Annotated in this window: 14 protein-coding genes; 9 read left to right on the forward strand and 5 right to left on the reverse strand. The window is 47.8% G+C overall.

Going from position 1 to position 12,974, the window contains the following annotated elements; all coding sequences use genetic code 11:
• Window positions 1-206 precede the first annotated feature (206 nt).
• Window positions 207-1,658: a sigma-54 dependent transcriptional regulator gene (locus LBQ00_06910; GenBank protein ID MDR2018583.1), complete on the reverse strand. Its 1,452-nt coding sequence runs from the start codon at window positions 1,656-1,658 to the stop codon at window positions 207-209.
• A gap of 723 nt (window positions 1,659-2,381) precedes the next feature.
• Here LBQ00_06910 and LBQ00_06915 point away from each other — a divergent pair.
• The 3 genes from LBQ00_06915 (at window position 2,382) to LBQ00_06925 (ending at window position 5,049) form a co-directional block, all read left to right on the forward strand.
• On the forward strand, window positions 2,382-2,747 hold the full coding sequence (locus LBQ00_06915) for a hypothetical protein (GenBank protein ID MDR2018584.1): 366 nt from the start codon (window positions 2,382-2,384) through the stop codon (window positions 2,745-2,747).
• A 509-nt stretch (window positions 2,748-3,256) separates the two neighbouring features.
• Window positions 3,257-3,418 carry a hypothetical protein gene (locus LBQ00_06920; GenBank protein MDR2018585.1) on the forward strand — a complete coding sequence of 54 codons (162 nt, stop codon included), beginning with the start codon at window positions 3,257-3,259 and terminating at the stop codon, window positions 3,416-3,418.
• A gap of 146 nt (window positions 3,419-3,564) precedes the next feature.
• Window positions 3,565-5,049, forward strand: a complete 1,485-nt coding sequence (locus tag LBQ00_06925) for a response regulator (protein MDR2018586.1) — start codon at window positions 3,565-3,567, stop codon at window positions 5,047-5,049.
• Window positions 5,050-5,501: 452 nt separating this feature from the next.
• Here the strand turns inward: LBQ00_06925 and LBQ00_06930 are convergent, their stop codons facing one another.
• Window positions 5,502-5,669, reverse strand: coding sequence for a hypothetical protein (locus LBQ00_06930; protein ID MDR2018587.1), 168 nt, complete (start codon window positions 5,667-5,669; stop codon window positions 5,502-5,504).
• Here LBQ00_06930 and LBQ00_06935 point away from each other — a divergent pair.
• The 5 genes from LBQ00_06935 to LBQ00_06955 all read left to right on the forward strand — a co-directional run bounded on the left by LBQ00_06935 (window position 5,639) and on the right by LBQ00_06955 (window position 8,791).
• Window positions 5,639-5,938: an HDOD domain-containing protein gene (locus LBQ00_06935; GenBank protein ID MDR2018588.1), complete on the forward strand. Its 300-nt coding sequence runs from the start codon at window positions 5,639-5,641 to the stop codon at window positions 5,936-5,938. The two genes, LBQ00_06930 and LBQ00_06935, sit on opposite strands and share 31 nt — an antisense overlap.
• 132 nt (window positions 5,939-6,070) lie before the next feature.
• On the forward strand, window positions 6,071-6,304 hold the full coding sequence (locus LBQ00_06940) for a hypothetical protein (protein MDR2018589.1): 234 nt from the start codon (window positions 6,071-6,073) through the stop codon (window positions 6,302-6,304).
• Window positions 6,305-6,318: 14 nt separating this feature from the next.
• A complete protein-coding gene (locus LBQ00_06945; GenBank protein ID MDR2018590.1) occupies window positions 6,319-7,269 on the forward strand; it encodes a diguanylate cyclase in 951 nt (316 codons plus the stop codon).
• Between the two features lie 74 nt (window positions 7,270-7,343).
• Complete coding sequence (sfsA, locus tag LBQ00_06950) at window positions 7,344-8,501, forward strand: DNA/RNA nuclease SfsA (protein ID MDR2018591.1); 1,158 nt, start codon at window positions 7,344-7,346, stop codon at window positions 8,499-8,501.
• Between the two features lie 38 nt (window positions 8,502-8,539).
• Window positions 8,540-8,791, forward strand: coding sequence for a hypothetical protein (locus tag LBQ00_06955; protein ID MDR2018592.1), 252 nt, complete (start codon window positions 8,540-8,542; stop codon window positions 8,789-8,791).
• A gap of 164 nt (window positions 8,792-8,955) precedes the next feature.
• Here LBQ00_06955 and LBQ00_06960 read toward each other — a convergent pair whose 3' ends face one another.
• The 3 genes from LBQ00_06960 to pyrF form a co-directional block, all read right to left on the reverse strand.
• The gene (locus LBQ00_06960; GenBank protein MDR2018593.1) at window positions 8,956-9,567 is read right to left on the reverse strand and encodes a nitroreductase family protein; all 612 of its coding nucleotides are present in this window, start codon (window positions 9,565-9,567) and stop codon (window positions 8,956-8,958) included.
• 235 nt (window positions 9,568-9,802) lie between these two features.
• A complete protein-coding gene (locus LBQ00_06965) occupies window positions 9,803-10,552 on the reverse strand; it encodes an RNA methyltransferase (GenBank protein MDR2018594.1) in 750 nt (249 codons plus the stop codon).
• Window positions 10,527-11,258, reverse strand: a complete 732-nt coding sequence (gene pyrF, locus LBQ00_06970; GenBank protein ID MDR2018595.1) for an orotidine-5'-phosphate decarboxylase — start codon at window positions 11,256-11,258, stop codon at window positions 10,527-10,529. The genes LBQ00_06965 and pyrF overlap by 26 nt, the downstream gene beginning before the upstream one ends.
• Before the next feature lie 289 nt (window positions 11,259-11,547).
• On the opposite strand from pyrF, the gene LBQ00_06975 reads away from it, so the two are divergent.
• Window positions 11,548-12,909 (forward strand): hypothetical protein, encoded by a 1,362-nt coding sequence (locus tag LBQ00_06975; GenBank protein ID MDR2018596.1) that lies wholly within the window; start codon window positions 11,548-11,550, stop codon window positions 12,907-12,909.
• Window positions 12,910-12,974: the final 65 nt, after the last annotated feature.

Below are 12,974 nucleotides of genomic sequence, written 5' to 3' on the forward strand. Positions count from 1 at the left end.
TGCATCTATTATGCGTTTACGTAAGTCCTTCGATAATGGCGCTGGCGTCCTGTAAACACCCCTTCTTCTTGGATATTTACAGAATATTCTATAGTATGTGTTTTGTTAAGTTGGTATAAGTTGGTAAGGAGAATGGGAGAATGGGAGAATGGGAGAATGGAAAGCGAAACAGCGGGCGATAAGGTCTTGAGATATCAGGACCGGTATTACTTCAGCCCGAGTCTTTTCATCTTTTCTATTAGAGTGGTCCTGTTCATATTTAGGGCTTGGGCTGCCTTGCTCTTGACTCCTTTGGTTTCGTTGAGGGCCTGGAGGATCAGTGATTTCTCGAATTCAGTTACGAGTGTTTCGTAACCTTTCCCGATGTCGACGGGGACCTCCTCCTGTCTTTTGTCCGCGGTATAAAATTTTTCCGGAAGATCTTCAACATCTATATACCCGGTTTTTTTCAGTACCACGAGCCTCTCTACGAGGTTCTGAAGCTCTCGTACATTGCCGGGATAATCATAGTCTATGAGCGCGTTCATGGCCTCTTCGCTGAAACCTTCTATTACGGCGTTATTCAACTTGTTAGACCTTCCAAGAAAGTAATCGAACAACAGGGGGATGTCCTGACGCCTTTCGCGTAAAGGAGGAATGTGGATTGGCACCACGTTGAGCCTGTAATAGAGATCCTCCCTGAACTTTCCTTCCGCCACAAGATCTTCAAGCTTTCTGTTCGTCGCGGCGATAATCCTCAGATCAACCCTGATCGTTTTTGACCCGCCGATTCTCTCGAACGTTTTCTCTTGCAGGACTCGCAGCAATTTGACCTGAAGGTTGGAGCTCATGTCGCCGATCTCATCAAGGAAAATGGAACCCCCGCTTGCAAGCTCGAACCGGCCGAACCTTGTGTTTATCGCCCCGGTAAACGCGCCTTTTTCGTAGCCGAAAAGCTCGCTTTCCAGCAGGCTTTCTGGGATGGCCCCGCAGTTGACTATCACAAGAGGATTATCTCTTTTCGAGGAATTATAATGGATTGCCCGTGCCACCAGTTCTTTTCCCACACCGCTTTCGCCTGTGATGAGCACGGTGGCGTTTGTGTCGGCCACTTTCTCAATGAGCTCGAAGACTTTCTGGACAGGAAAACTGATTCCGATAATGTTCTCAAACTTGTATTTATCCTTGAGGCAGCTCCGGAGCATCGTATTTTCCCTGGTCAATTTATTCTCAGAAAACCTACGAAGTAAATTTGCTTTTAAGGTAAGCCCTTTCGGAATATTCTCGTTCTTCAGGAGAGTGAAGTAGTGCATTGCTGAATCGACGGTAGCGAGTACTTCCTCAAGTTTGAAGGGTTTCAGAAGATAATCGAACGCACCGCACCTCATGGCATTGATGGCCGTCTCAAGGCTTCCATACCCTGTCATGACGATGCCCAGAGTGTTGAGGAATTCTTTCTGTATGAAATTAATGAGTTGAAGTCCATCGATCTTAGGCATTACCAGGTCGGTGATGAGGACCTGGTAATTGTTGTTCTTGAGAGCCGCCAACGCTTTCTTGCTTTCAAAGAATGCATCGACTTCATACCCATTGGAGACCAAGAATTCCGTCAGCATAGTAAGAATGCTTTCTTCGTCCTCTACAATTATGATTTTACCCTTGTAAATGTTATCAGTCATAAAGGATCATTTCAGGTCTAACTCAAACCTCATGGGGACCATTATACAATTTTTTCATTGTTTTTTCATTGCCTGAAATTTAAATAAATTAAACTCGAAGACGATTTGACCGACCTATGGACCAGAGAGCGGTTTAGAATGTGGGATCTCCAGTGGAGGCCAAGGACAGTCCGCCCCGGCAGCAGTATTGTTTCTACCGTGGCCAAAGCAGTGATGCAGTGAAGGGTAAATATGGTGGCTCTTGCCCAAAGGAGGAGTCCAGAAACATCACCTCTTTTCTCTGCCATCCTTTATAAAAAAGTAGAAGGTTAACGGGATAATCGGGATTCTTGTAATGAAATTTGAGTTCCACGTTGTGACCGAACCACGATTGGTATTACCATACCTTCTTCAAGCTGATGCCAGCCTTTTCGAACTCTTTTCAGGCCTGCCCCGAGATAATGTTCATCAAGTCACCAATTGAGTCGGCCGAGTCGGCCATTTCGAGGCCGATCTTATCGCTATGGCGCTTTCTTGTCGTCTGCGAGTCTTATATCTCTGGATATGGCTACATGTTTTTTGAAGACCGCATGGACTGATGGAAATGGGATGCGGTGAACCGACATCACCGACACTGTGAACGGAGGCGAGCTTAAAGCCCTGATTGATACGAGGGATAAATATACGCCATAGTTCCTTGAATGAAATAGACAACCTATCGGCAGCCTTCAGAGACAATGTGAAATGGGACGTGAACGGCTCGACGGTTACCAACTAAAGCTCATGAATGTAGTCGCATCCGATCTTACCGACAGGATAACATCCTACAGACCTTGGGCGTCATTAGGTGTCAAATTCAGCAAAGAATTAAGAATTACCTTGCCTATGTTGTTAACAGTTAGACAAAAAGCAACAACAATCCAGCAGCAACAATCCATAGGAGGCCCGGTCGACTTTAGTAAATCCATACAATCCATACAATGCCTATGGCAGGTGAACGTAATGGCTGACGAGTACGACAAGGGCGAGATCCCCAGGAGGAACATCTCTTTCCTTTACGGATATCTCATAAAGCGGCTAAGAGAAGTCCATGCGCCGCTTAAAAAATAGGGATACCCGTGATGACAAGGCATCTCTGTGCTGTGGTACTGTGATGGGTCGGATGGTTGGGGTGTTTTGGCAGCATGGATTTACACTCCATACTTTCCCTTTTCCCGTTTGCAATGACACGTGGCAAAGATTTTGCAGATATATTCACAAGAGGATGACAAAAAGATTTTAAAAATGGTGAATGACAAACATATAAGATATATCGTATACTTATAATGGATAACAATAAGGAGTTGCGTGAAATACTTGAGGGTTATCTAATCCAAAGGATGAAGGCGATTTCATAGACGGCGCCGGTGACGGGAAGGAGGCTCTGGAAAAGTATTAGACAAATCCGTACAACCTCATCATCAAAGACCTCAATACACTTTGAATGCCCGAATTTACGGGGACCTAACTTCTTAAGAGAGGTCGCGAAGTACAAGAGCAATACGGATTTATCATCATTACCGGCTATGTATCCCTTGATATGGACATAGAAGCGTTCAGAGGTTGGACTCGACTACATTGTGAAGCTTTTCAGGATGGAAGAACTGAAGATTGTAGTTGAGAACGCCAGGGATAAGATCATGTTGAAGAAGGCGAATGCGCGGCTTTTCGAGAAGTTGACCCGCTTCTATGAGAGGCTTGCGCGGTACAGACGGCTGATAAGTCAGGGGTATCAAAACTGATTGACGTGGAAGGAATCCTTAATGAAATGATGAAACTGGACCTGCTTAGAAAATGAAGGTTTTAGACTTGATGATGCGGCGCGGCATGGAGAGGATTTTATGAAAAAGTTACGGTATGAAACGTTGGCGCGGACAGAGGTTTGTGAATGATAGAAGGTTCGAAAGTTCTGCTTGTTGATGACAGTGAGGAAGTAATTGAGATTCTGTCCGATTTTCTCCAGATGAACGATTGTGAGGTGCGCGTTGCGTATACTGGGCGGATGGCCATTGACATCTTCGACAGAGAAGAGTTTGACATCGTTATCCTTGATGTAAAATTACCCGATACTAACGGCTTATCACTCCTTGACACTATAAAAGTCAAAAATCCGACAGTAGCGGTAATCATGATTACAGGCCATCATGAGCCTGATTTTATCGTAGAGGCGATGAAAAAAGGCGCTTCCGATTTCCTGATGAAGCCTTTTGAATGTGATAAGCTTATGCTTTCCATGATGCGGGTTCTCCGCGAGAGGGAACTTCTCATTGAGAAGGACAGCATTCTCCAAAGCATTGAGGATAAGCAGAAAATCGAGATGCTAAACAGGGAACTGCAGAACAAGATAAGAGAATTGACGACAATGTACCATATTTCCAACAAGTTCAATTCCCTCAACATATTCGATGACGTGTACGAAAAGATGATCCACATCATAGGCGAGGTGATGGATACGAAATCGTGCGGGTACTATATAGTTGACAGGGAAAAGAAGGAGTTGATTCTTTACAGGGGCAATGGAGGCAAGAACGAGGTTTCCAATGATAAGAGAGTTGCCCTCTCTGATGAGTTTCTCGGGCATTCACATTTGTCGAAGAAGTTTTTCTACGAGGGCAGTAAACTCTACCTGCCCCTTCTGATCAAGGGTGAATGTATTGGTTTCATTATGGTGGACGGTAAAGCGAACGGTATCGGAAAGGATGCGTTTCATCAAGGTGACCTGTTTTTTCTAAGACTTATCACTGAAAAAGCATCAACGCAGATCGAAAACCATATGTTGTACGAGAGTCTCTTCGAAAACGCACTCCAGACACTTACATCCCTGATCACTGCTATCAATAAAAGAGATCTCTACACGGAAGGACATTGCAAGCGCGTTACGGAGGCGAGTCTGAAATTGGGGAGGGTAATAGGGGTTACCGATTACGAAGAAGATGTCCTCAAGGTAGTTGGACCTATCCATGACTTGGGTAAGGTCGGGGTGCCCGATTCCATACTGCTAAAACCGAAAAAATTGACTTACGACGAGTATCAGATAATGAAAGATCACTCCGCATGTGGCGAAGAGATAGTGAACCGGTTTGAAATATTGTCCAGTGAGGCAAAAATCATCCGTTACCATCACGAGAGATTTGACGGCATTGGTTATCCCGATACTCTCCATGGAGACGAAATCCCGAAGTGTGCCCGGATCATCGCGGTGTGCGACGCCTACGACGCCATGACAAGCGATCGACCTTACCGGAAGGCGCTCAGCAAGGATGTTGCCCTTGCTGAGATCAAAAAGTGCAAAGGTATGCAGTTCGACCCCGAGATATCGGACGCCTTTTGTACCATGCTGGGCGAAAGAGAAATGAGAGGTGGTGTGAATTAAGAGGCTAATATTTCGGAGGTAGAAGACAGTCTGCCGGTTGAATTCAGGCGCGTAGGTCACGAAGAATTCTTGAGACTCGAAAATATCCTGCGCCACAATTCTTCCTGTAAGTCGGGAAGGTTCCGTGTAACCGAGTTTCAGGGTGGCTTTGCCTGTATGCCTCCCCTACTGGGAGGGGAGAACAATGAGCTTTTTTTGTGTACCTTAACGTGTTCGACAGAAAGCCGGACATGATAATAAATCTCTTTAAATCAAGGAAGAATGGGTCCCTTCATGCTCCATAGAAAAGCCGAGCGGGAAAGCCATTATTGAGATCATAGACGGCAGTCAGTCGGAGGAAATGCCCGCGAAGCAGCCGCTTTTGAGTATTTCCTATTATTTTTTGTGGTTTTTTCGCCTGTTGTGGTATATTAAAAAGAGTATTTTATGCTCCGATTGATCCCGGATACGCTTCAGCCCGTAATGATTTTACCCAAATCGGTTATCAACGCCAATGGTGTCGTGTAATATTCACGGAGGATACCGAACTTACCGTCGCACTTATCGACAGGATACACGACATGGATATAGAACCGTTTTTGTAAAAGGAATGCCTCAAGCCCCTGTCTTTTATTCACCAATCTATGGCTTTCCAGGCAGAATATCCTACATGTCCCAAGGGGTTGTACCGCTACTCGGGTTAAAAGTGATAAAAGGCTTGTTCCTCGGTATCTGTGCTTTCAATCGGATGCAGAAAACCATGATAGGGCTATGGGAATACTGCTTCGCCTGCCTGAGCGCCGCGAGGGTTCTGGCGAAGAAAAAGGAGATAAAAGAGTTTAAGGAGGTCTCCATTTCGGGGGGGCTTTTACGATCCCGGGAAAGCGATCCTTGTGATCCAGTATACTGACGAATATAAAACTTTTAGGTGATGCTGAACGTAAAGATATACTGATTGACAAAACGGAAAAGGCATATTTCGAGGTGATCCGCGTGGAAGTCGTCACCTGGATAACTCAAAGAAGCGGAGTTTTTAAAGAATATGATTGAAATGACAGGGAAGCATAATCGACTTGATGTTTCACGGTATACCTGCATGGAGATGGCAATCGTCCATCTGGCGGATGTTTTTGTGAAGGCCATGGGATTTGGTTTTGCGGGTGACCGTATCATACCGGTTGTTAACTCGAATGTACGTAAACTTCTCGGCCTGACTGAAGGCGACCTCAAAGAGACGGAGGACGGCATGGAGGCTGCCGCCAACCTTTTTCAATAGCCTGTTCAATTACCATGAAAACGATCGTTCTTATCTCTCTCGACATGGTCATGATCAGCATAATCGACAAAATCTTGGAGAAATTTTACAGGGTCGTTGTCTTCATGGATATGCGTTCGGCCCTGGACTATATCTATAACTCAATACCAGACCTGATGATCGTGGATATCATGAACCCTGATGATCAGACCATAATTACCGTCCTCAACAGTCTGAAAGAAGATCCTATTTTCAGCCAGTTGCCTGTTCTCACCCTTCTTGCGGATACCAGGTTTTTACCTTCCTTTTGGGAAAGTTTACCCGTCGAAGATTTCTTGAGAAAATCAGATATTAAGAAAGAGTTAATCCTTAGAGTGAGCCTTGCGATCCTGAGGTCGGAAAGGGTTGTAGAGATAAACCCCCTTACCCGCCTCCCCGGGAATATTGCGATCAACAAGCAGATACAGTCGAGGCTTGATGGTGGGCGTGAGTTTTCCCTTGCCTATGCCGACCTTGATTATTTCAAACCTTTTAATGACTACTACGGTTTCAGCCGTGGCGACGAGGTGTTGAAAATGGCGGGCAGACTTATCGGTAATATGGTGAAAAGTAAACAGCCTAAGGACAGCTTTGTAGGCCACATCGGCGGAGATGATTTCGTGTTCATAATGAACCCGGAACTTGCAGGAGAGACTGCGAAAGAGATCATACGTGCCTTTGACAGGATAGTACCTACATTCTATAACGCAGAGGACAGAAAAACAGGACTAATCATGTCCCGTGACCGCCAAGGGAATAGGAGGAGTTTCCCAGTGATCACCATCTCAATCGGGATTGCCCTGAGCAGGGTCGGGTCTTTCTCTCACTATGGCGAGTTGGCAGGGATTGCCTCGGAGATGAACTCCTATGCAAAACACCTCGAAGGAAGCTGTTTCGTAATGGACAGGAGGCATAATAGGACATCGTGGCGCGGGAGCATCAAGTGAATCGCATAGGGGAGAAGAAGAGCGAAGAACATAGATAGTAAAACTTTTATTGCGAGAGGAGTGGAGAGAAATTATTGAGTCCCCTCGCATTATTCTGGAATATCCGCAAAGCCCGCTTCCTGAGCCGCCCTAACCGGTTTCTCGTGCGATGCGAACTCGACGGACTGCCCGTGGAGGCGTTCCTTCCTAATCCGGGAAGGCTTCTGGAACTCCTGCTGCCCGATTCCATCGTGTATGTCACGGAAGACGAGGCGTTTAAACGGAGAAAAACATGCTTTACGGTCGTTGCTGTGGAGCGTGAGAATCGGCCGGTCATGCTCCATACCCATCGGACGAATGACGTAGTCCGTCATCTTATAGTGAAAGACAGAATCCCTGGGTTAGAGGGCATGCGTATCGTGAGGGCCGAAGTACCGGTTGAGCACAGCAGGTTCGATTTTCTCCTTGATGACGGGACCTCCTCGCCGGTCTACCTTGAAGTGAAATCATGCACGCTCGTAGGTGAAAGGGTAGCCATGTTTCCCGACGCGGTCACCGCGAGGGGCGCGAGACATCTCATTGAACTTAGAGAGCTTAAGAAGAAGGGTGCAAGAACGGCCGTGCTTTTCGTGGTCCACTGGCCCACGCCCATTTTTTTCATGCCCGACTACCATACGGACATTCATTTTGCCCGGACCCTGTTGGAAGTGCGGCATGATGTTCAGGTAATCCCTCTGGCGGTGAAATGGCGGGATGACCTGACTCTCGATACGGAGGTGAGACTCCTTAGCGTACCGTGGGACTATATAGAAAAGGAGGCCCGCGACGGAGGAAGCTATCTGCTGGTCCTCCGCCTTAACGGGGGTCACAGGATTCCGGTTGGAAGTCTTGGGGATACATTTTTCAGGGAAGGGTACTACGTGTACGTGGGTTCGGCCATGACGAACCTTAATAAGAGGATTGAACGGCACCTGAGGATAAGGAAACTCCACCACTGGCATATTGACGAGTTGAGGGCGATATGTGATGTGCGGGCCGCCCTTGCCATCCGTTCATCGGAGCGCCTTGAATGCGTTTTGGCAGAGGCAGTTTCCTCCATGGCAGGTTGGCAGGTGAACGGGTTCGGTTCCTCGGACTGCTCGTGTCCGACTCACATTTTCGGCTTTGAGAGCGATCCCCTGGAGTCAAAGGCCTTCCACAAGATGCTTCAGTACTTCCGAATGGGCCGGTACGTGGACCGGACCGGTTTCTGACGTTTCATGCCTTATTCATCATTAGTACGGGTCTGACCGTGGCTCCTTTCCTTGAATCATCAATAGGTTTTGTTGATTTCCCGAAACTCATAGAATCTAATCGGGCGATTGAAGGGAAACCGTCTGTTGAGGTGGAACCGATTAGTTTGGAGATAAAGAACCAGGGCACATCTCCCTTAAATGATCCCCCTTTGCCGCGTACCTACGGCAGAGGCGTCCATGGAGAGGGCGAGATAAAGGACATGAAACCGGAATTAGCCTCAAAAATTTTTGTACACGGCATCACTTAGGCCGACTCCCAAGACGGACAAAGATTGTTTCTAAAAATCCTATCGATAGCAGACCTGACAATTTGCTTATGGTGTGTGTTGAACACCTTTAGCTTCCTTTGATTATTGGCAATTTCAGATGCCGACTGTCTTTAAGGGACCACTCTAAATTTTTGTATCCTTATTCAGTCTATGATGATCTCTTGAACGGCGAGTCTTTTCCGTGGGGCAGGAGATTCGTCAGGGTAGCCCACGGCGAGAAGGGCGACCACATACAATGTATTATCGTCCCAGCTAAAGAGGTCCTTGATCTTTTGCCCGTCTATGAGGCGTACCCAACAGGTTCCGAGGCTGAAGTCGAGCGCCCTTAGCGCCATGTGTTCTATTGCTATGGCGACATTAAGTGCTAGGGTGGGGCCAAGTTCCGCCACACTCATGGTTCTAAGCAAGTCCGTTCGCTTAAGGATTATCTCGACTACCCGATCTTCGATAGCGCCTATCTTTCCAAGGTCCTGTGTACCTGAAACCGTGCCGTTGAGGTAACCCATGACGTCGGCGCAGCAGACGAGGACGACAGGGGCTTCGGCAATAAAGGACTGTCCATAGGATGCGTCGGCAAGTTTCAGTCTCGTCTCCCGGTCTTTTACGACCTTGAAACGCCAGGGCTGGGCGTTGCAGCCGGAGGGGGCCAGGCGTGCCGAGTCCAGCAAAACGGTGATATGTTCTTCGGGGACCGGGACGGGTTTAAATTTTCTGATGCTTCGTCTCTGCGCTATGGCTTCTTTGACTGTCAACACGAGAACCTCCCCGGGTGATGCATATGGTCTTACGGATCCAGTAGATAAAATGTTTTGCTTTTTATAACTATATCATATCAACCGCTCAAGCCGCATGGGATCACCAAAGCCGTCATCCATTCCCTTGGTCGGTCCTTATGTAAGCAAGATTTAAACGTACTGCGCCGAACCGATTCTAATCCGCGAACTTTACCCAAGGGAAAGGCGGCACGGAAGTAAAGCCTAAAGAGGCGCCTCATGGCCTCCTGTTAAGACCGTCCGGGCTGGTCATTCTTTGCCTTCTTGCCTCACAGACTGCCGCCGCGAACGATGTCGCCACATTCAGCGAACGGAACGCAGGGGAAGTAGGGATATTGAAAACCTCGTCGCACTTTTCTCTGGTAAGTCTTCGGAGTCCGCTCTCTCTGCCGAAGACGAGACAGACGGGACCGCGTAAATCGGCTTCCCACAATGGTCTGTCTGCGGCCTCGTCCAGGCCGTAACAGAAAACGCCCGATTCCTTTATCCGTTCAAGGTATCGCGAGAGATTGGTGACTCTCACGAATTCAACATGGCTGAGCGCGCCTTTCGCTACCCTGGCAACGGTGTCGGTTACGCCGCACGACCGCTCCTTAGGTGCAATCAGGGCGTCCACCTCGAAACAGGCGGCGCTTCTCATGATATTCCCCAGATTCTGAGGGTCCCATATACCGTCAAAGGCTGAGAGGAGCGGCGCTGCAAGCCCCTTAAGTCCTTTCAAGAAAACGTCCTGGTCGGTGTATGAAAACTCATCTGTTTCCAGGCAGAAGTGACACTTTTCGCCTTTGAATTGTCTTGCGAAAAGCTCTCTGGGCATTACCTTGAAAGATATGCCCTGCTTCTTCGCGGCCTTAATAATCTCGTCGGAAAGTCTCTCATATCCTTTCTCGACGGAAAGCCTCCGGACCGTGTCGGGACGGTCCGAGATGGTCGAAAGGATGCTATTTCTGTCTGTAAGAAGCGGCATCTCCCATATCCTTTGTTATTCTGGTCAGTAATTCTTTAGGGTTGTCTCCCGCCGTCACGGTCCTGCCGAGAACGATGTAGGTAGCCCCTTTAAGTATTGCCTCGCCAGGCGTGATGGTCCTTTTTTGGTCGTTCTTTTTCTCGTCCACCCTGACTCCCGGCGTAACGATAATGAAGTCGTCGCCTGCGAACCTTCTTATCATTTCGATATCGTGACCGCTTGCCACTACCCCGTCAAGTCCTGCTTCCCGGGAGAGAAGGGCCAGTTTCTCGGTCAGTTCGTGGGCGGTCATCTGAAAACCCACCCGCTTGAGTTCATTGTCATCAAGGCTTGTAAGGACCGTAACGCCGATTATTTTCGGCCTTGATATTCCGAGATCCTTTGCCGTGTCGTTGATCGCGGTCTTCGCTTCCTTCATCATGGCGAATCCACCGGAGGAGTGGACATTAAGCATGTCGACGCCAAGTTTCACGGCTTCTATGGATGCTTTGGCCACCGTGTTCGGTATGTCGTGGTATTTCAAATCAAGAAATACCTTTGAGTTCTTCAGTTTTATGAAATCCACGATTTTCGGACCACAGTGCGTGAAAAGCTGTTTTCCTACTTTGAACATCCCCACATAGTCTCGGAATTCGAGGACAATTCTCTGGGCCTCTTCAAAGCGGTCCACATCAAGGGCAAGGATGATCTTTTCTTTTGGGTCCATTTCGCCTCCTCATTCATTCGCCTGTACGTCTGTGTGCAAAACATCATATTTAGTTCTTTTACCCTATTTTTATCTCAGATGTAAAGAAAGCAGTCGATGGATTAATGGTGATCATCCGCCTTCCGAAATAATATTAAATTTTTTTAATTATTTGCTTGACAAAAAAATTAGGTGTTGCTATAAAATTAAAAAGTTTTAATAAAAAGGAGGTGGAGTCACACATAAGTAGTACCAAATTAAGTAGTACCAAATTATAAAGTAGTACCAAATTATAAACAAGGAGGCAGGAATGAAGAAAACTGTTATTGTTTTACTTGCATTATTTCTTGCGTTACCGGCAGTTAGCTTCGCCGGCAGCGCAACCAGCAAATGGGATATGACCATCGGCGGTTACGTGAAGTTTGATATGGGCTGGGGAAGCCAGGCACAGGGTCAGGATGCGTACGTAGCCCAGAGAAAGGGTTGGGGACCTTTTGAGACCGCTGCTGACCAGACCGGCAACTTCTATATGTACGGCGGCGAGACAAGGCTCAACTTCCTCGTAAAAGGCCCGGATGCATGGGGTGCGAAGACGTCCGCCTTTATTGAAGGTCACTTCAGAGGAAACGAAACTTCCAACAGCGCCACCGCTCAAAACCAGGGTTCCTTCACCCTGAGGCATGCGTACATGCAGTTCGACTGGGCGAATACGAAACTGCTCATCGGCCAGACCTGGCAGAAGTGGGGCGTTCTTCCCACCTACGCAGGCACTATCCTTGAGTACAATGGCATTGGCCCCTTCCTTAAGGGTTCCAGGCAGCCCCTCGTGAGAGTTGAGCAGAACTTCGCCAAAAACTGGAACTGGGCGTTAGGCGTTATCTCTTCAGCAAACACACTGGGTTCAGATCCCGGTTCCACGCCTACCGGCGTAGTGAACAGCTACACCAAGAGCCAGCTGCCTTTCTTCGAAGGTTCTATCGGCTGGACGACAGACAAGTGCGGCAGCATCGGTCCGTGGCAGATGCTTTTCAACTTGGAAGGTTTCTACGGACGTCAGAAAATGACTTACAGTTTTCTTGACAGTTTGATTGGTGATACCAATTTATTGAGGGGCGATAAAGACGTTAACGCCTATGGTATCGCCTTCAAGGGCTTCATCCCTATTATCCCGGAGAAGAAAGGCAACAAGCAAGGCGCCCTCTCTCTGTCAGGCGTTGTCTTCTATGCTCAGAACCCAGGATGGTTCATGGGTCCTGCAACCACACAGACTTATAATTACAACCCATATGGCGGCTATCTTGGTCTGTATCCTGCGTATCACACGCCTACTACCTACGGCGGATGGGGACAGTTGTCCTACTGGTTCACGGACAAGTTCTATGCCAATGGCTGGTTCGGATATACGAGAAACAACCTGAGCAGCTACTATGGTAATGGGGATGGCAGCTTCTTTGGAGCACCAGTCAATGCGAATGCGATCCAGAATACTACCCAGGTGATATTGAATCTTTCGTACGACGTAAACGCAGCGATCAGGTTCGGCATTGAAGGCGCCTATTTCAACACCCGTTACGCGGGTTATCAAATGTCTAACCTCATCCCTGGTGTGCCTGTGGGTCAGAAAGACGGTACCTACTACACGGTCAGGGTCGGCGCATTCTACTTCTTCTAAGAAGAACGATCTGTCTACCTGTGGGGAGGCTTATGCCTCCCCATTTTTTTTTAAGCTTCCCGCAG

The organism is Syntrophobacterales bacterium, from assembly GCA_031274925.1.
Taxonomy (GTDB): Bacteria; Desulfobacterota; Syntrophorhabdia; order Syntrophorhabdales; family Syntrophorhabdaceae; genus PNOM01.

Coding starts and splice junctions, on each gene's coding strand:
- LBQ00_06910 (MDR2018583.1), bottom strand. CDS start 1,658: ATGACTGATAACATTTACAAGGGTAAAATCATAATTGTAGAGGACGAA.
- LBQ00_06915 (MDR2018584.1), top strand. CDS start 2,382: ATGGGACGTGAACGGCTCGACGGTTACCAACTAAAGCTCATGAATGTA.
- LBQ00_06925 (MDR2018586.1), top strand. CDS start 3,565: ATGATAGAAGGTTCGAAAGTTCTGCTTGTTGATGACAGTGAGGAAGTA.
- LBQ00_06935 (MDR2018588.1), top strand. CDS start 5,639: ATGCCTCAAGCCCCTGTCTTTTATTCACCAATCTATGGCTTTCCAGGC.
- LBQ00_06940 (MDR2018589.1), top strand. CDS start 6,071: ATGATTGAAATGACAGGGAAGCATAATCGACTTGATGTTTCACGGTAT.
- LBQ00_06945 (MDR2018590.1), top strand. CDS start 6,319: ATGAAAACGATCGTTCTTATCTCTCTCGACATGGTCATGATCAGCATA.
- LBQ00_06965 (MDR2018594.1), bottom strand. CDS start 10,552: ATGCCGCTTCTTACAGACAGAAATAGCATCCTTTCGACCATCTCGGAC.
- pyrF (MDR2018595.1), bottom strand. CDS start 11,258: ATGGACCCAAAAGAAAAGATCATCCTTGCCCTTGATGTGGACCGCTTT.
- LBQ00_06975 (MDR2018596.1), top strand. CDS start 11,548: ATGAAGAAAACTGTTATTGTTTTACTTGCATTATTTCTTGCGTTACCG.